A 16,464-nucleotide genomic window follows, 5' to 3' on the forward strand; every position below is an offset into this window, starting at 1 on the left:
ACTTGGACCCCCGCCTTCGCGGGGGCGACGGAGCATAAGTCGCGGGAAGTCATTTCGGGCAATGCCCCGAATGACGAATCATTGGCCGCCATAACCTTTACTCATGCGCATACGGCCACCTTTCATTCGCACGCCCCGGCCCGACCGGCGTACACTTCGCTTCGACCATGATTCAAGCCTCATCTTCCGCCGCCACTGAGCTGGGCCTCGGCATCGACGCCGGCGGCACCCAGACCCGCTGGGCGCTCGCCGCGCCCGATGGCCGGATCGTGGCCGAAGGCACCGTCGCCGGGCTGTCGGCCCTGCAGATGGGCAGTCCGCATGGCCGCGAGACCGTGCGCGCCACCTTTGCCGAGCTGGCCGCCAGCGTGCTGCCGCATGGCGTGCCATCGCGCGTGCAGGCCGGGCTGACCGGCTTCGGCGGCGAGGGCGAACTGCTGCAGCGCTGGCTGGCCGAGCTGCTGCACATGCAGGCAAGCGGCATCCACTTCTGCAGCGACATGGAAATCGCCTACCGCGCCAGTTTCGCGCCCGGCGAAGGCTACCTGGTGTACGCCGGCACCGGCTCGATCGGCGCCTTCATCGACGCCGGCGGCACTTTCCATCGCGCCGGCGGCCGCGGCGTGGTGCTGGACGATGGCGGCGGCGGCTTCTGGATCGCGAAAGAGGCGCTGCGCCACATCTGGCGCCTCGAGGACGAATCGCCCGGCGCCTGGCGCGGCTCGACGATGGCGCAGGCCGTGTTCGACTACGTCGGCGGCGACGACTGGGCGTTTTCCCGCCAGTTCATCTACGGCCAGGAACGTGGCGCGGTGGGCAAGCTGGCGCTGGCCGTGGCGGCGACGGCCGACCAGGATCCGGCCGCCGCCGCCATCCTGCGCAATGCCGGCGCCGAGCTGGCGCGCCTGGCGCGGGCCTTGATTTCCCGCTTCGGGCCGCGCCCGGTGGCGGTGTCGGGCCGTGCGGCCGAGCTGCATCCGTCCATCGTGGCGGCGATGCGCGAGCTGCTGCCGGCCGGGCTGGCATTCAGCCAGACCTCGGGCGGCGCCCATTACGCGGCGGCGCGCATGGCGCTCGAACCGCCGCCGACCCCTGTTGCATAATAACAAGCATTCAACATTCGACGAGACGAACATCCATGAAAAGCCTTGCCGCCACCCTCCTGATCGCCCTGCTGGCCGGTTGCGCCACCGGACCGCAGTATGACAAGACCTACACGGCCAAGGGCCAGAGCTCGCGTGCCCGCTTCCTGGTGCTGCACTACACCGTCAGCGACCGCCCGACCTCGATCAAGATCCTGACGCAGCAGGACGTCAGCGCCCACTACCTGCTCACCGACGATCCCACGCCGGTCATCTATAACCTGGTCGACGAGAAGAACGCGGCCTGGCATGCCGGCAATTCGAGCTGGAAGAATTTCACCCAGCTGAACAACAGCTCGATCGGCATCGAGATCGTCAATCCGGGCTGGAAGGACACCCCGGCCGGCCGCGTCTACGCGCCTTTCCCGCAATACCAGATCGACGCCCTGATCCCGCTGGTGCGCGACATCGTCACCCGCAACCACATCACGCCGGAAAACGTGCTCGGCCACAGCGATATCGCCCCGCTGCGCAAGCAGGACCCGGGTCCGATGTTCCCGTGGAAACAGCTGGCCGACGCCGGCCTGGTTGCGTGGCCGGACGCCGCCCGCGTGGCGGTGGTGACGCCGATCTTCCAGAACCAGCTGCCGGACGTGGCCTGGTTCCAGAAGAAGCTGGCGGCCTGGGGCTATGGCCTGGTCCAGTCGGGCAACATGGACGAGCAGACCCGCACCGTGCTGGCGGCCTTCCAGATGAAATACCGTCCGGCGAACATCGACGGCATGCCCGACGTCGAAACCGCCGCGCTGCTGGAGGCGCTGACCAACCCGAACGGCCCGCTGCCACAGATCCTGCCGCCGCCGGTGATCACCGCGCCGGTGCCGTCGCCCGTGCTGCCGACGCCGACCCCGATGCCGGCTCCAGCCCCGGTGCCGGCCCCGGCCACGGTCGATCCGGCAGCCATTCCTGCAACACCGCCGGTAAAAGTTCAGCAGTGATGCTTTCCGGCAGCGCCAGTTTTACGTATCCTTCCCCTTTCTGCTCCAAGGGGTGAAGCGATGCGCCTGCGCCATATCGAAGTTTTCCATGCCATCATGCAAGTCGGCACCATCAGCGGTGCCGCCCAGGTTCTCCATATCTCGCAGCCGGCGGTGACCAAGGTGCTGCAGCATGCCGAGCTGCAGCTGGGCATGCCGCTGTTCGAGCGCGTGCGCGGCAAGCTGTATCCGAAGCCGGAAGCGCACCGCCTGTTCGCGGAAACGGAAAAGCTGAACCGCGACCTGCAGGGCATCCGCCGCCTGGCCGCCAGCCTGAAGAACCGCGCCGGCGAGACCGTGCGCCTGATCTCGACGCCGACCATCGCCGTCAGCGTGCTGCCGGCCGCCCTGACGGTGTGGCGCCGCGAGTTCGCCCAGACCCGTTGCGAACTGGCCACCTTCCACACCAGCGAAATCGTCAACGCCCTGCGCCTGGGCGAGGCCGACCTGGCGCTGTCCCTGCACGACCCGCGCCACCCCGGCATCGAGGCCGAAGCGATCGCCGCGGGCAACCTGATGGTGATGGCGCCGGCCGGCACCTGGAGCGAGGCGGAATGCCGCGAGCCGATCACCCCGAGCGCCCTGTCCGGCGAACTGATCGGCCTGGCCGACCGCGACCCGCTCGGCGAGATGGTGGTGGCAGCCTGCGAGGCTCAGGACGTGCATCCGGTATTCCAGACCGTGGTGCAGACCTACCAGATCGCCCGCTCGCTGGTCGAGGCCGGCGCCGGCAGCGCGGTGCTCGACCCCTTCACGGCGGCCTCGGCGGCCAAGGCCAAGGTCCAGTGCCGCCAGTGGGCGCCGGCGATTCCCGTCCAGCTCTACCTGCTGACGGCGAGCCATGCGCCGCTGTCGCACGGTGCGCGCGAGCTGGCCAACTGCATCGGCGCGGCCGCCCGCGCCTTGTTAGACAAAGGAACTCAGTGAAAGGTCGACAATGAGCATCACCGGGCCGTCTCGGACCATCGCCAGCGAAGACATCGCCGGCGATCCCGAGTTCCGTCACCTCTCCAGTATCGCCGGCATTGCCGTCGACCTGCGCTACGCCACCCCCCACAACTTCATCGGCCGCGACCTGTACTCGCCCTACGATTGCGCCTGGCTGCACGTCGATGCCGCCGCCGCGCTCGAGCGCGTGGTGGCCTGGCTGAAGGAACGGCGGCCCGGCTGCACGGTGCTGGTGCTGGACGCCCTGCGTCCCCAGCGCGTGCAGCAGCAGCTGTGGGATGCGCTGGAAGGCACCGGCCTGCAGATGTATCTGGCCAATCCGGAGCGCGGCTCGATCCACTCCTACGGCATGGCGCTCGACATCACCATCCTCGACGAAGCCGGCCGCGAGCTCGACATGGGCACCGGCTTCGACGACATGACCGAACTCTCGCACCCGAAGCTGGAAGAAGGTTTCCTGCAGACCGGTGCTCTTGCCGAAGCCCAGGTGGCCAACCGCCGCCTGCTGCGCGACGCGATGTTCCAGGCCGGCTTTGTCGGCATCAACACCGAATGGTGGCACTTCGATTGCGGCGACCGCAACCTGGTGCGCCAGACCTTCCGCCGCGTACTCTGAGTTCTTGCCGCATCCCTGTGGCGCCATGCTGACGGCACCCGCGCACGCTTGAGCCAACTCATTCGTCATGCATGAGCGAGCGTAAAAATTGGAGCCGTCACAGACGTCCAACCAACAGGGAGGGTGCATGATGAGAGGCATGATGATGGCTTGCGCACTGGCCGCCGGACTGTCGGCCACGCTGGCAGGATGCAGTACCGGGGGCGGCAACAACCCGCTGGCGTCGCGCAGTACGACGGTCGAGTACTACCGGGTATTCGACATCAGGACCGACGCTCCCGCGCAGTCGGTCGCCAAGGCGGCCACCGACGGCATCAACCGCAACGTCAAGGATGCGGTGGTGGCAACGCCTCCCGGCGTCGAGGCGACCGACCTGCCCGGCCACTTCAAGATCGCCGATCCGGCCGGCGTGCCGCCGGGCTCGCCGGTGGCCAGGAGCCCCAGCTGCGACGGCGCGGCATGGACCGCCAAGGCGACCCCGCGGGTGCGCGGTACCGAGGACATGAACCTGGTCGCCTGCCTCTTCCCCTACAAGAGCGGCTATCACCTCGACATGGTTGCCGTGTTCACCAAGCCCGAGGGCGGCATCATGGATTGGCCGCGGCGCCTGGGCAGCGTGTTCCTCGGCACGCCGGAAAAATTCACCGAGTCGACCATGATGGACGTGGTGCGCGCGATCCGCGAGGGCACCGGCGCCAATGTCTCATTGGTGGAAGCCAAGCCCAACCTGGCCGGCACGCCGTGGATGGAGCCGGGCACGAATACGGCGCAGGCGAATACGGGCGGCGCCGCATCGTCGGCGGGGGCGGCCAAGCCGAATTCGGTGCCGCAATAGAATTTCAAAACTAGGCTAAATTTGAAATTTTATTGCATCAAATTCAGGCACATCGTTTGCTCGAGCAGCGCCGAACCGGGGCGGATCGGCGCCGGCGTGCCGACCTCGCGGAAGCCCTTGCGCAGGTAAAGCCGGATCGCGGCCTGGTTGCTGCAGACGACGCCCAGGCGGACGGTGTGCGCGCGGATCGAACGCGCCCAGGCCACGGCTTCGTCGACCAGGGCGGCGGCCACGCCGCGGCCGCGCGCTTCCGGCGCGACCCACATCTGGAACAGGTTGACGATGCCGGCATCCTCGGCGTCGCACTTGGCCCAGAGCAAGCCGAGCATGTCAGTGATGGCGCCGTCCGGTCCGGCCGATTCCGCGACCAGCGGGCAGTCGCGGCCCGAGACGCTGGCCGCGGTCAGGCGCGCCATCCACAGTTCCTGGGCCCAGGCTTCCTCGGCGGCGTGGCTGCTGCCGAAGGCCTCGGGTGCGTCGGCCAGCGAGCGCAGGCGCAGGGCGCGGTAGGCCGGCCACTCGCGCGCCGTGAAGCGGCGGATGCGGATGCCGGCGGGCGTGCCTGCCGATGCGGAGGCAGGCGCCGGCGCCGGCGCCGGAGCGTCGGCGCTCACGGGCGTTCCAGCGCCGCCGGGGCCGGCGGCATGGGCTGGCGCTGGTTGCTGTCCTGGCCCTGCTGCTGCCCCTGCTGGGTGGCTTGCCGGGGCTGGGTCTGCGGCTGGGCCGGTTGCAGCGGCTGTTCGGGCTGGGCCGGCGGCGTGGCCAGCGCGCCTTGCGGCGTGGTCTGCGGCTCCGGCGCCGGCTGGCTCGGCGCCGGCTGTCCCGGCACGCTCAGCACCGGCTGGGCAGGACCGCCCAGGCGCGATGCCCAGTCGACCAGGGTGTCGACCACGGCGCGGCCGCGGCCATTGCCGGCCAGGCTGCTGTTGACCATCGCCACCACGACCAGCGGCTTGCCGGTGGCGTCCGGCACATAGCCGGCCAGCGACACGACGTTGCTGAGGGTGCCCGTCTTCAGGCGCGCGCGGCCGGCCGCCGGGCTGTCGTGCAGGCGGCGGCGCATGGTGCCGTCGACGGCGACGATCGGCATGCTGGACTGGAATTCCGGCGCCCAGGGGCTGCGCAGGCCGGCCTTCAGCAGGCCGCCCATCTGCGCCGGGGTGATGCGTTCGATGCGCGACAGGCCGGAACCGTTTTCCAGCACCAGGCCCTTGTCGTCGATACCATGGCTGCGCATCCAGTTGCGCACCGCAGCATCGCTGCGCGAGAAGGTCGTTTCGGCGGCGCCGGCTTGCGGATGGCTGCCCAGTACCGGGTCCGCTTCCAGCGAGCCCAGGCTCAGGAAGATCAGGCGCGCCAGCAGGTTGTCCGAGGGTTTGTTCGTATCGCGGACGATTTCCGGCAGCGTGCGCGAGACGTGGGCGGCCAGCAGGCGCGAGTCTGGCGGCGTCGCGCCCTCGACGGCAGTGCCGGAAATAGTGCCGCCGAGCCGTTTCCAGGTGGCGCGGAACAGGCGCTCCACGTATTCCTGGCGGTCGACCACATTGATCGAATAGCTCTGCTCGCAGTTTTTCGGGAAGGTCCCGTGGAGCACCACCTTGATGCCGCCGTTCTTCTGCGGCACCACTTCCGGCAGCTTCCAGCCGTCGTCCCACTGCTTGCAGTTGGCGTCGACCAGCTTCATGTCGTGGCCGATGGTCACGCCCTGCAGCTCCGGCTGCATCTGCAGCTTGAGGCGCGAGCCGGTCGAGCGCATGTCCAGCTGCAGCATGTTCTTGTTGATCATGGCCGCATCGGGGATGACGTTGTAATACGCTTCCGGCGATTCGTCGAAGGGCGGCGTGCCGAGGTCGGTGCGTGCAGGATTGAAGAGCTGGCGGTCGACGACGAGCTTGCCCTCGATCTTGCGGATGCCCTGGTAGCGCAGGCTGCGCAGCATGTTTTCCAGCGCTTCTCCCGAGAGGTCGACGTCGGCGCCGCCGCGCAGCACCAGGTCGCCCTTCAGCGTATCGCCCTGCAGCTTGCCGGTGGTGCGCAGCTCGGTGCGGCCGCGGAAGACCGGTCCCAGGGTGTCCAGGCCGACCAGGGTCGACACCAGTTTCATGGTCGAGGCCGGCTGCATCGGGCGGTCCGCCAGGTGGGACAGCACGGTCTGGTCGTCGCGCAGCACCAGCACGCTGACGGCGTCCTCGGCAATGCCGGTGCTGCGCAGCACCTGTGCTACCGGCTCCGGCAGCTGGGCGTGGGCAGGCAGTGCGCCGCCGAAGGAAGCGAAGGCGGCGAAGGCGAAGGCAAGCGGGCGGATGCGAAACATGCTGGTCCCTTTATTCATTCAAAAATCAAGCGAAGAACACATAGGCCACCGAGATGGCGGCGATGATGCCGGCCAGGTCGGCGATCAGGCCGCAGGAAATGGCGTAACGGGTCTTGCGCACGCCGACCGAACCGAAGTACAGGGCGACGATGTAGAAGGTGGTGTCGGCCGAGCCCTGGAAGATGCAGGCCAGGCGGCCGACGAAGGAGTCCACGCCATAGGTCTTCATGGCGTCGATCATCAGCGCGCGCGAGCCGCTGCCGGAGAGCGGCTTCATCAGCGCGGTCGGCAGGGCAGGGGTGAAGGCGGTGTCGAGGCCGGCCTGGCGGATCAGCCATTCCAGGCCCTGCACCACGAAGCCCAGCACGCCGGAATTGCGGATCACGGAGATGGCCACCAGCATCCCGACCAGGTAGGGGATGATGGTTAGGGAAGTCTGGATGCCGCCCTTGGCGCCCTCGATGAAGGCCTCGTACACGTTCACCTTCTTGCGCAGCGCGCCGACGATGAACACGACGATGATGGTGAACAGGATCAGGTTGCTGGCGACTTTCGAGAAGGTCTCGATTTCCGGCTTGCTGAGGAAGGTCGTCATGTACCAGATCAGGCCGGCGATGGCGGCCGTCATGCCGCCCAGCCAGCCGAGCACCACGCCGTTGATCAGGTTGATGCGCTGGCGGATCGAGACGGCGATGATGCCGGCGACGGTGGCGACATAGGTCGCGATCATGCACGGAATGAAGATGTCCGAGGGGTCTTTCGCCCCCAGGATGGCGCGCTGGGCCATGATGGCCAGCGGGATCAGGGTCAGGCCGGAGGTGTGCAGCACCAGGAACATGATCTGGGCATTGCTGGCCGTGTCCTTGTTCGGGTTCAGGCTCTGCAGGCTTTCCATCGCCTTCAGGCCGAAGGGGGTGGCGGCATTGTCCAGGCCCAGCAGGTTGGCCGAGAAGTTCATCACCATGTGGCCGGTGGCCGGGTGGTCCTTCGGTACCTCCGGGAAGATGCGCGAGAAGAAGGGCGAAATGATCTTCGCCAGCCAGCCGACCGCGCCGGCCTTCTCGCCGACGTTCATCAGGCCCAGCCACAGGGTCATCACGCCGGCCAGCGGCAGGGCGATGTCCATCACGCCCATCTTGGCGGAATCGAAGGTGCCGTCGATGATGCGCTTGAAGATCTCGGTATCTCCGAGAAAGATCCATTGGGCCAGCGCTGCGACGAAGCCAACCAGGAAAAAGCCGATCCAGATGTAATTCAGAGCCATGTGATGTAGTCAGGGCGAGCGTGCGCTCAATTGTGCAGCGGAGAGTATAGGCGTAGCGCAAGCTGCAAGGATGAAAGAATGCCCCGAGGCTATGTGAAAAAGTTATGTATGGGCGCCACACACGGCGTGCGGCATTCCGGACAGATCGGGGCCGGATTGTGCGGATTCACGGAATCGCCGCTGCCTGGCGCAGCGCGCCATTTCATTTGTTCTTTTAAAACAATGGCTTAGGGCGTCGCCCAAAACCTTGATGGCTGGCATGGAAACTGCTCATGCTTTGTTAGCAACGTACCGCAGAGTCGTGCAACAACAATCAATCATCAAGGAGACAGCAATGGCATTCGCCACTCGCATCAAAGCATTCCTGAACGTCAAGACCTTGGGCGTCGCCCTGGCAGCCGCCGCGCAATTTCCGTTGGCCCATGCGGCCGACCTGGTTCGCCTGGGCAACCTGAAGTTCGCCCACTACGGCGCCGTGGCCTACATGAAGGAAATCGCACCGCAGTACAACCTCAAGATCGAAGAGCGCGTCTTCGCCAAGGGCCTGGACATCGTGCCGGCCATGATCGCGGGCGAAGTCGACGTTTCGGCCAGCGCGCTGGAAGCGGCGATTTCCGGCCGCGCCAGCGGCGTGCCGGTCTACCTGGTGGCCGGTTTCGCCAAGGGCGGCGTGCGCATCGTCGGCCGTCCCGACCTGAACATCCACTCGATCACCGACCTGAAGGGCAAGAAGGTCGGCGTCACCCGCGGCGGCCCGCAGGAGATCCTGCTGTTCGCCGAACTGTCGAAGCACAACATGACCTGGTCGGACAAGCCGGGCAAGGACGTGCTGGTCGTCTACATGGGTTATCCGGACCTGAACCAGGCCCTGCTGACCAAGAACATCGACGCCATGAGCCAGTCCGAGCCTTACTCGACCCAGGCCATCAACAAGAAATACGGCACCGAGATCATCAAGCCCTACGACACCGCGCTGGAAGAGCCGACCCGCGCCCTGGTGATGTCGGAAAAGCTGTACAAGGAACGCCGCGACGTCGCCCAGCGCTTCATGCAGTGCTTCGTGGACGCCACCCGCAAGTTCCTGGCCGATCCGAAACTGGCCGAGAAGTATGTGCGTGAATCGATGTTCAAGAACCAGGTGTCGTCCGAGGATTACCGCGACGCGATGGAAAACGCCAAGTTCACCGAAGACATCACGGTCGAACACGTCCAGCTGACCACCGACTACATGATGAAGTACAACGTCGGCCGCATGGCGAACCCGCCGGCCGCGAAGGACTGGGTCAAGCTGGATCTGCTGCAGGCAGCCAAGAAGTCCGCTAAATAAGCAAGGGGTCGGGATGAATCTTCTGTTGCTCCGGCGCCTGGTCCATGGCGCCGCGGTTCCGCTCGCGGCGCTGCTGCTGTGGCAGGGCGCATCGGCCATGGGCTGGGTGAATCCACAGGTCCTGCCTTCGCCCCTCGCCGTGCTGCACAAATGGGGCGAGTACCTGATGCCCTTGAGCGCCTACGACCCGGCCCAGGGCAGCTATCTGCGCTGGCTGGTGTCCGGCGAACTGCTGGAAGACGCCTACAGCAGCCTGACGCGGGTGCTGGTCGGTTTCGCCATCGGCGCCGGCCTGGCCCTGCCGCTGGGCCTGCTGATGGGCACCAACAAGGCCGTCTATAAACTGTTCGACCCGCTGGTGCAGATCCTGCGTCCGATCCCGCCGATCGCCTACATTCCGCTGTCGATCCTGTGGTTCGGCCTCGGCAATCCGCCGGCCTTCTTCCTGATCAGCCTGGGTTCCTTCTTCCCGGTCCTGATGAACACCATCGCCGGCGTGCACCAGGTCGACTCGATCTATATCCGCGCGGCGCGCAACCTCGGCGTCGGCCCGATGACGATGTTCCGCCGCGTGATCCTGCCGGCCGCCACGCCCTACATCCTGGCCGGTGCGCGCATCGGCATGGGCACCGCCTTCATCGTCGTGATCGTCGCGGAGATGATTGCGGTGAACAACGGTCTCGGCTTTCGCATCCTGGAAGCACGCGAATACTTCTGGTCCGACAAGATCATCGCCGGCATGTTCACCATCGGCCTGCTGGGGCTGGCCATCGACTCCGGCATGAGCGCGCTGAACAACCACTTGCTGAAGTGGCATCGCGGTCTCGACAACCATTAAGGAGACGACATGACAGCCATCCACATCAACGGCGTCAACAAGGTATTCGCCGGCCAGGGCGGCGAGGTCGTCGCCCTGCGCGACATCAACCTCGAGATCGCCAGCGGCGAATTCATCTGCCTGCTGGGCCCTTCGGGCTGCGGCAAGTCGACCCTGCTGAACGCGATCGCCGGCTTCTCGCATCCGACCTCGGGCCGCATCCTGGCCGGCGACAAGCCGATCCTCGAACCCGGTCCGGACCGCGGCATGGTGTTCCAGGAGTACGCACTCTTCCCCTGGATGACGATCGAGAAGAACATCGCCTTCGGCCTCGAAGTGGCGGGCCGCAGCGCCGCCCAGGTCAAGGAGCGCGTCGACTTCCTGCTGAACATGCTCAAGCTGCAGGATTTCCGCGCGCGCTATCCGAAGGACCTGTCGGGCGGCATGCGCCAGCGTGTGGCGATCGCCCGCGTGCTGGCGCTGGAGTCGCCGGTCATGCTGATGGACGAGCCCTTCGGCGCCCTCGACGCCCTCACCCGGCGCAACCTGCAGGACGAGTTGCTGAAGATCTGGAAGACCTTCGGCACCACCATCGTGTTCGTCACCCACAGCATCGAGGAATCGGTCTACCTGGCCGACCGCACCATCGTGATGACCTACCGTCCCGGCACCATCAAGCGCGACGTGCCGATCACGCTGGAGCGCCCGCGCGATCCGGCCGATCCGGAATTCAACCGCCTCAAGCGCATGCTGGGCGAACTGGTGATGGAAGAGCAGCAGCGCCACGAGAACGCCGAGCGCCTGACCGCGACCGCCGACTGAAGCGACAAGACAAGAAAGAGAACATCATGAGACAAAAAGCCCAATTCCACTGGGATGACCCGCTGCTGCTGAACCAGCAGCTCACCGACGAAGAGCGCATGGTGCGCGACGCCGCCGCGGCCTACTGCCAGGACAAGCTGCAGCCGCGCATCCTCGAAGCCTTCCGCCACGAAGCCATGGACACGTCCATCTTCCGCGAGATGGGCGAACTCGGCCTGCTGGGCCCGACCATTCCGGAACAGTACGGCGGCCCCGGCCTGAACTATGTGTCCTACGGCCTGATCGCCCGCGAAGTCGAGCGCGTCGATTCCGGCTACCGCTCGATGATGAGCGTGCAATCCTCGCTGGTGATGGTGCCGATCTWYGARTTCGGCAACGAGGAAACCAAGCAGAAATACCTGCCGAAGCTGGCCACCGGCGAATGGATCGGCTGCTTCGGCCTGACCGAGCCGAACCAYGGTTCCGATCCGGCCTCGATGGTCACCCGCGCCCGCAAGGTGGAYGGCGGCTAYTCGCTSACCGGCTCGAAGATGTGGATCACSAATTCSCCGGTCGCCGACGTGTTCGTGGTCTGGGCCAAGGACGACGAAGGCGCGATCCGCGGCTTCGTGCTGGAAAAGGGCTGGAARGGCTTGAGCGCCCCGGCGATCCACGGCAAGTTCGGCCTKCGCGCCTCCGTCACCGGAGAAATCGTCATGGACGAAGTGTTCTGCCCGGAAGAAAACGCTTTCCCGGAAGTGCGCGGCCTGAAGGGTCCGTTCACCTGCCTGAACTCGGCSCGCTAYGGCATCGCCTGGGGCGCGCTGGGCGCRGCGGAAGACTGCTGGCACACCGCGCGCCAGTACGTGCTGGACCGCAAGCAGTTCGGCAAGCCGCTGGCYGCGAACCAGCTGGTGCAGAAGAAGCTGGCCGACATGCAGACCGAGATCACCTTGGGCCTGCAGGGCTGCCTGCGCCTGGGCCGCATGAAGGACGAAGGYACGGCGGCGGTCGAGATCACCTCGATCATGAAGCGCAATTCCTGCGGCAAGGCGCTGGACATCGCCCGCGTCGCGCGCGACATGCTGGGCGGTAACGGCATCTCCGACGAGTTCGGCATCATCCGCCACATGGTCAACCTCGAGGTGGTCAACACCTATGAAGGCACGCACGACATCCACGCCCTGATCCTGGGCCGTGCGCAGACCGGCATCGCGGCGTTCTGACCTGCTGATGCTCGCCTGACCGGCAAGAAACCCGCTTCCGAGCGGGTTTTTTTAGGCGCTGTTCGCGCTAGGTGTTGAATCTGCCGAGCGCCGCTCTCAAAAAGGCATCCGCACTGGCGATTCGCCGCCCATCCAGCGCCCAGCGCCAGCCGAAGTAATGGGACAGGTAACGGCTCGCGACGCCGCGAAATGGCAGCAGCCAGGCGCGCATCCGGCTGTGATAGGCGTTGACGTTCTGGATGTGCAGCGCACCGCGCCTTCGTTCGCCGGCGCTCGCGTTGATGGCTTCATGTGAGATCCCGAGCTCCCGCGCGAATGCCGGATAGGCGGCGTGGCTGTCGGTCACCAGCAGCACGTCGCGCTCCAGCCTTGGCCCCAGGTGTTCCACTAGCTGCCGCTTGCTCACGCTGCCCTTGCCGGTCACGGCGTCGATGGTCTGGCCGCTGCGATCGCGTGCGACCAGGATGCACACCTGCTCGTTCGAGATCCCACGCTTCGTCGCCTTGCCGCCGCGCTTTCGTGGTGGTCGAGTGAGATGTCGGGAACCCTTGTGCGATTCGAGCACATACATCTCATCGGCTTCGGCGATACCGCTCAAGCGCTGTGGGCGGTCATCCTTGCTCAGGGACAGGAAGCGGTGACGCCAGCGAAAACTGGTCGCACTGGCCACGCCGATCTCGCGCGCTGCGCGGCGCACGCTGTGGGAGTCGAGCATGCCGCCGAGATAGTCGAGCCATTGCCCTTTGTAGCGCAGCCGGGCCAGCGGCGTCCCGCTGAGCAGGTTGAAGGTGCGACGGCAACTGCGGCAGCGGTAGCGCTGCAGTCCATGGGCGTGACCGTGGCGATAGGGTTTGCTGGCTTCGCAGTGCGGGCAACAGAGCGGTGCGGCGGGCTGCTCGACGATCTCGAGCACGCGGTCGAGGCCGGCTGCCGATTGCAGCAGTGCGAGCAGGCGGTCGCGTTGCCGCCGGGTCAGGCTGGACAGGCGTTGCAGGAACTGTTCGAACTGCCGTGCTTGCATAAGGCCTCCGTCAACGCTTCAGGTCGACATTGGACCGCAGGCTTACGAAATAGATTCCACACTTGGCGCGAACAGCGCCTTTTTTTACGCCTGCGCTTGTCCACGCCATGTCGTGATCGTTCTATATTGCTATCAATAACAATTCCACAATACCGATCATGAATGCCCCGTCCTCTCTGCGATTGCCCATTGCGCGCCTGTACCAGCCTTCGGTGGACGTGTCGCCTTTCGTGCGCGGCTTCATCCTGCGCGATACCCGCGGCAGCGCGCTGCAGGGCGAGCAGTTGCTGAACCGCTTTCCCGCCAGCGCCCATTGCGTGATGACCTGGTTCCTGGAGGGCGAGGCCGAGCTGCTGTCGAATGGCGGCGGGCAGCAGGGCCGGGTGATGTCCGGCTGCGTGCTCAGCGGTTGCCAGACCCATCCGGTCGTCTCGCGCAACCGCGGCGATACCTGGGCCTTCATGGCGATGTTCTATCCGGACGCCTTCCAGGCCCTGTTCGGCATCGACCTGGCGCCGCTGCAGGACAAGTTCCTCCCGGCGCACGACGTACTGCCCGCGCGCGGCCGCGAACTGGCCGACGCCGTGTTCGCCGCCGCCTCGACGGCGGCCCGCCAGGTCCTGGTCGAACGCTGCATCGTCGAGCACGCCCGGCACCACAGGCTGCCGGCCTGGCTGCGCATCCGCCGCATGGGCAGCCGCATCACGCTGGGGATGGCCAGCAGCGTACTCGGGATCGGACCGCGCCAGCTGCAGCGCCTGGCCCTGCGCGAGCTGGGAACGAATCTGCAGACCCTGAACCGCCTGCGCCGCGGCGAGCGCAGTTTCCTGAGCGCCCAGCGGCGCTACTTTGCCGGCCAGCCGCTGGACCTCGCCAGCCATGCCCAGGAATGCGACTACGCGGACCAGTCGCACATGGCGCGCGAATGCAAGGCGCAGACCGGCCGCACCCCCGCCCAGCTGGCACGCGACGTCGTGCACGAAGAAGCCGACTGGGTCTACCGACTGGAGTTTTCCGATGAGTACGCAGATGAGGAAGCTGTCCCGCCCGCCCGGTCCGCGTGACCGCGCCTTCGGCCTGCGCCTGCTGGCCGACATGGAAGACGACTATCTCGGCTTCTGGCGCGCGGCCCGGCAGCGCTACGGAGACACGGTCTACATGCGCCACGGCTGGCTGCACCACTACGGCTTCATGCACCCGGACCAGGTGCGCGAAGCGCTGGTCGACAAGGCGCGTTCCTTCATCCGCTACGAACAGCACATCAAGGTCATGCGCCAGTTGCACGGCAACAGCGTGATGATCACCGAGGGCGAGACCTGGCAGCGCCAGCGCCGTACCCTGCTGCCGGCCTTCAGCCCGAAGCGTTTCGATACCTACGCCATCCAGGTGACGGCGGCCGCCGCCGATGCCTTCGGCAGCCTGCCGGCGGATGGCGGCACCCCGGTCGATGCCGAGCACACGATGAACATGCTGGCCATGGACATCATCCTGCGCACGATGTTCGGCAGCAAGGTGGAACAGGACACGGCGCGCATCGAACAGGCGATCCGCACCCTGGCGGCGATCGGCTATGCCGAGATGTTCCTGCCCTTCGCGATCCCGGCCTGGGCGCCGCTGCCGCGCCAGGCGCGCAAGCGCAAGGAATTGCGCCTGCTGGACGACCTGGTGCGCGCACACATCCGCGCACGCCGCGGCGGCGCCGATGCCGGCAGGGACGACGACCTGCTCGGCATGCTGCTGGCGGCGCGCGACGAGGCCAGCGGCGCCCCGCTGCCTGAAGACGAGATCCGCGACCAGCTGATGACGATCTTCCTGGCCGGCCACGAGACCACCGCCACCGCACTGGCCTGGGCGGCGTGGGCGCTGGCCGCCGATCCGGAGCTGGCCGCAGGCGTGGCCCACGAGGTCGACACGGTGCTCGGTCCGCGGGCGCCGGCGATGGCCGACCTGGCGCGGCTGCCCCTGCTGGCGGCCCTGGTCAAGGAAACCCTGCGCCGCTATCCGCCCGTGCCCGGCGTGCTGATGCGCCGTGCGGTCGAGGACGTGCGGATCGGCGACTGGCTGGTGCGGAAGGGCAGCCTGGTGACGATCCCCTTCTTCGTCGCCCAGGGCGATGCGCGCTGGTTCCCGCAGCCGGAGCGCTTCGACCCGGCACGCTTCGACCCGCAGGCCGCGCGCGAGCTGCCGCGCGGTGCGTATATTCCCTTCGGCGCCGGGCCGCGGGTCTGCATCGGCAACGCTTTCGCCTCGATGGAGATGGCGCTGGCCCTGGCGATGCTGGTGCAGCGCTTCACGCTCGCGCCGGCGCCCGGCCAGGCCGCGCCCGAGCCGCGCATGCAGGTGACCCTGCGTCCCGCCGGCGGACTGCGGCTGGTGCTGGCGCCGCGCCCGCCGGCCGTGCGCGAGCGCGCCACGTGTTCCTGGTCCGCCATGAAAAAACCCCGCCGAGGCGGGGTTTTCAAGAGCGGTTCAGCTCGGGAACGAGCGGCTTAGAACTTGTAGCCGACCGACACGATGTACGAGTCCGGATCCAGCTTCATGTGCTGCTCCTGATTCGTCGAGAAATGCACATCGGTTTTCAGCTTGGTCTTGATGAAGGCCGCGTTGGCAAACCACTTCTCGTTGATGTTGAACTGCAGGCCGACCTGACCCGAATAGGTCCACTTGTTATCGATGCGGAAGGTGGTCGGGGTGCCGCCGCCCGGATTGGTCAGGGCGGTCATCGCGAACGAGCCGGTTTCCTTCTGGAACATCGCGTAGGTCACGCCCAGGCCGACGAAGGGACGAATCATCGAATTCGGCGAGAAGAAGCGGTATTGCAGCAGGGCGATCGCCGGCAGGGCCTCGACGGTGCCCAGCTGGCCGGTGCCGGTGATGGAGCCGGCGCCGTACAGCTTGTGCTTGTAAGGGGTGCCGATCGCGGTCTCGACCGAGATGTTGTCGGTCAGGCCGTAGGTGATGACGGCCACCGGCTGGGTGTCCTTGCTGACGTCGCCCAGCGAGTTCGGCAGCGCCGGCGCCGAGATCGCGCCGCTGGTCACGTGCGGTTTCAGCATGTTGGCGCCCACCGACACGGTGAACTGTCCCGCCGACTGCGCCGAGGCACCGGTCGCGGCGGCCAGCGCGCCCGCGGCCACCAGCAGTTTCACGAAATTGATACGTGCATTCATGTGTTT

The 16,464-nt window shown here is 66.6% G+C and carries 16 protein-coding genes; 11 read left to right on the forward strand and 5 right to left on the reverse strand.

Translation table 11 applies throughout. The annotated features are described in order from the left end of the window. Positions 1 to 167: 167 nt before the first annotated feature. From AC1DOQ_RS22535 to AC1DOQ_RS22555, 5 genes are all read left to right on the forward strand, one after another. Entirely contained in the window at positions 168 to 1,103 is a 936-nt protein-coding gene (locus AC1DOQ_RS22535) for an N-acetylglucosamine kinase (RefSeq protein WP_477369317.1), read from the forward strand. A gap of 35 nt (positions 1,104 to 1,138) precedes the next feature. Further along, positions 1,139 to 2,080, forward strand: coding sequence for an N-acetylmuramoyl-L-alanine amidase (locus tag AC1DOQ_RS22540; protein WP_477369319.1), 942 nt, complete (start codon positions 1,139 to 1,141; stop codon positions 2,078 to 2,080). Positions 2,081 to 2,140: 60 nt separating this feature from the next. Further along, a complete protein-coding gene (locus tag AC1DOQ_RS22545; RefSeq protein WP_441935206.1) occupies positions 2,141 to 3,046 on the forward strand; it encodes a LysR family transcriptional regulator in 906 nt (301 codons plus the stop codon). Between the two features lie 10 nt (positions 3,047 to 3,056). After that, the gene (locus tag AC1DOQ_RS22550; RefSeq protein ID WP_477369321.1) at positions 3,057 to 3,683 is read left to right on the forward strand and encodes a M15 family metallopeptidase; all 627 of its coding nucleotides are present in this window, start codon (positions 3,057 to 3,059) and stop codon (positions 3,681 to 3,683) included. A gap of 127 nt (positions 3,684 to 3,810) precedes the next feature. After that, positions 3,811 to 4,518 carry a hypothetical protein gene (locus tag AC1DOQ_RS22555; RefSeq protein ID WP_477369323.1) on the forward strand — a complete coding sequence of 236 codons (708 nt, stop codon included), beginning with the start codon at positions 3,811 to 3,813 and terminating at the stop codon, positions 4,516 to 4,518. A 29-nt stretch (positions 4,519 to 4,547) separates the two neighbouring features. Here AC1DOQ_RS22555 and AC1DOQ_RS22560 read toward each other — a convergent pair whose 3' ends face one another. The 3 genes from AC1DOQ_RS22560 to AC1DOQ_RS22570 are packed head-to-tail and all read right to left on the reverse strand — an operon-like array spanning position 4,548 to position 8,096. Further along, positions 4,548 to 5,132 carry an N-acetyltransferase family protein gene (locus AC1DOQ_RS22560; RefSeq protein ID WP_477369325.1) on the reverse strand — a complete coding sequence of 195 codons (585 nt, stop codon included), beginning with the start codon at positions 5,130 to 5,132 and terminating at the stop codon, positions 4,548 to 4,550. Then, entirely contained in the window at positions 5,129 to 6,832 is a 1,704-nt protein-coding gene (gene dacB, locus AC1DOQ_RS22565) for a D-alanyl-D-alanine carboxypeptidase/D-alanyl-D-alanine endopeptidase (protein WP_477369327.1), read from the reverse strand. Before dacB ends, AC1DOQ_RS22560 begins: the two co-directional genes overlap by 4 nt. A gap of 25 nt (positions 6,833 to 6,857) precedes the next feature. Then, positions 6,858 to 8,096 (reverse strand): nucleoside recognition domain-containing protein, encoded by a 1,239-nt coding sequence (locus AC1DOQ_RS22570; RefSeq protein ID WP_477369329.1) that lies wholly within the window; start codon positions 8,094 to 8,096, stop codon positions 6,858 to 6,860. A gap of 334 nt (positions 8,097 to 8,430) precedes the next feature. Here AC1DOQ_RS22570 and AC1DOQ_RS22575 point away from each other — a divergent pair, with 334 nt between their 5' ends. The 4 genes from AC1DOQ_RS22575 to AC1DOQ_RS22590 all read left to right on the forward strand — a co-directional run bounded on the left by AC1DOQ_RS22575 (position 8,431) and on the right by AC1DOQ_RS22590 (position 12,267). After that, positions 8,431 to 9,423, forward strand: coding sequence for an ABC transporter substrate-binding protein (locus AC1DOQ_RS22575; RefSeq protein ID WP_477369331.1), 993 nt, complete (start codon positions 8,431 to 8,433; stop codon positions 9,421 to 9,423). Between the two features lie 97 nt (positions 9,424 to 9,520). Continuing rightward, entirely contained in the window at positions 9,521 to 10,261 is a 741-nt protein-coding gene (locus AC1DOQ_RS22580) for an ABC transporter permease (protein WP_477369431.1), read from the forward strand. A gap of 9 nt (positions 10,262 to 10,270) precedes the next feature. Further along, positions 10,271 to 11,062, forward strand: a complete 792-nt coding sequence (locus AC1DOQ_RS22585; RefSeq protein WP_477369333.1) for an ABC transporter ATP-binding protein — start codon at positions 10,271 to 10,273, stop codon at positions 11,060 to 11,062. Positions 11,063 to 11,088: 26 nt separating this feature from the next. Next, positions 11,089 to 12,267 carry an acyl-CoA dehydrogenase gene (locus AC1DOQ_RS22590; protein ID WP_477369335.1) on the forward strand — a complete coding sequence of 393 codons (1,179 nt, stop codon included), beginning with the start codon at positions 11,089 to 11,091 and terminating at the stop codon, positions 12,265 to 12,267. Positions 12,268 to 12,334: 67 nt separating this feature from the next. Here the strand turns inward: AC1DOQ_RS22590 and AC1DOQ_RS22595 are convergent, their stop codons facing one another. Continuing rightward, on the reverse strand, positions 12,335 to 13,288 hold the full coding sequence (locus AC1DOQ_RS22595; protein WP_477369337.1) for an IS1595 family transposase: 954 nt from the start codon (positions 13,286 to 13,288) through the stop codon (positions 12,335 to 12,337). Positions 13,289 to 13,446: 158 nt separating this feature from the next. Here AC1DOQ_RS22595 and AC1DOQ_RS22600 point away from each other — a divergent pair, with 158 nt between their 5' ends. Both AC1DOQ_RS22600 and AC1DOQ_RS22605 read left to right on the forward strand, forming a co-directional pair. Further along, positions 13,447 to 14,352: a helix-turn-helix domain-containing protein gene (locus AC1DOQ_RS22600; protein ID WP_477369339.1), complete on the forward strand. Its 906-nt coding sequence runs from the start codon at positions 13,447 to 13,449 to the stop codon at positions 14,350 to 14,352. Continuing rightward, the gene (locus AC1DOQ_RS22605; RefSeq protein WP_477369341.1) at positions 14,306 to 15,781 is read left to right on the forward strand and encodes a cytochrome P450; all 1,476 of its coding nucleotides are present in this window, start codon (positions 14,306 to 14,308) and stop codon (positions 15,779 to 15,781) included. Before AC1DOQ_RS22600 ends, AC1DOQ_RS22605 begins: the two co-directional genes overlap by 47 nt. Here AC1DOQ_RS22605 and AC1DOQ_RS22610 read toward each other — a convergent pair. After that, positions 15,778 to 16,458, reverse strand: a complete 681-nt coding sequence (locus tag AC1DOQ_RS22610; protein ID WP_477369343.1) for an OmpW/AlkL family protein — start codon at positions 16,456 to 16,458, stop codon at positions 15,778 to 15,780. The genes AC1DOQ_RS22605 and AC1DOQ_RS22610 overlap by 4 nt on opposite strands. Between the last annotated feature and the right edge of the window lie 6 nt (positions 16,459 to 16,464).

It is taken from the genome of Massilia sp. 01N417 (assembly GCF_056399645.1).

Excerpts from the sequence above, each read along its gene's own strand:
- AC1DOQ_RS22535 (WP_477369317.1), top strand. The coding sequence starts at position 168 with ATGATTCAAGCCTCATCTTCCGCCGCCACTGAGCTGGGCCTCGGCATC.
- AC1DOQ_RS22540 (WP_477369319.1), top strand. The coding sequence starts at position 1,139 with ATGAAAAGCCTTGCCGCCACCCTCCTGATCGCCCTGCTGGCCGGTTGC.
- AC1DOQ_RS22545 (WP_441935206.1), top strand. The coding sequence starts at position 2,141 with ATGCGCCTGCGCCATATCGAAGTTTTCCATGCCATCATGCAAGTCGGC.
- AC1DOQ_RS22550 (WP_477369321.1), top strand. The coding sequence starts at position 3,057 with ATGAGCATCACCGGGCCGTCTCGGACCATCGCCAGCGAAGACATCGCC.
- AC1DOQ_RS22555 (WP_477369323.1), top strand. The coding sequence starts at position 3,811 with ATGATGAGAGGCATGATGATGGCTTGCGCACTGGCCGCCGGACTGTCG.
- dacB (WP_477369327.1), bottom strand. The coding sequence starts at position 6,832 with ATGTTTCGCATCCGCCCGCTTGCCTTCGCCTTCGCCGCCTTCGCTTCC.
- AC1DOQ_RS22570 (WP_477369329.1), bottom strand. The coding sequence starts at position 8,096 with ATGGCTCTGAATTACATCTGGATCGGCTTTTTCCTGGTTGGCTTCGTC.
- AC1DOQ_RS22575 (WP_477369331.1), top strand. The coding sequence starts at position 8,431 with ATGGCATTCGCCACTCGCATCAAAGCATTCCTGAACGTCAAGACCTTG.
- AC1DOQ_RS22580 (WP_477369431.1), top strand. The coding sequence starts at position 9,521 with ATGGGCTGGGTGAATCCACAGGTCCTGCCTTCGCCCCTCGCCGTGCTG.
- AC1DOQ_RS22585 (WP_477369333.1), top strand. The coding sequence starts at position 10,271 with ATGACAGCCATCCACATCAACGGCGTCAACAAGGTATTCGCCGGCCAG.
- AC1DOQ_RS22595 (WP_477369337.1), bottom strand. The coding sequence starts at position 13,288 with ATGCAAGCACGGCAGTTCGAACAGTTCCTGCAACGCCTGTCCAGCCTG.
- AC1DOQ_RS22600 (WP_477369339.1), top strand. The coding sequence starts at position 13,447 with ATGAATGCCCCGTCCTCTCTGCGATTGCCCATTGCGCGCCTGTACCAG.
- AC1DOQ_RS22605 (WP_477369341.1), top strand. The coding sequence starts at position 14,306 with ATGAGTACGCAGATGAGGAAGCTGTCCCGCCCGCCCGGTCCGCGTGAC.
- AC1DOQ_RS22610 (WP_477369343.1), bottom strand. The coding sequence starts at position 16,458 with ATGAATGCACGTATCAATTTCGTGAAACTGCTGGTGGCCGCGGGCGCG.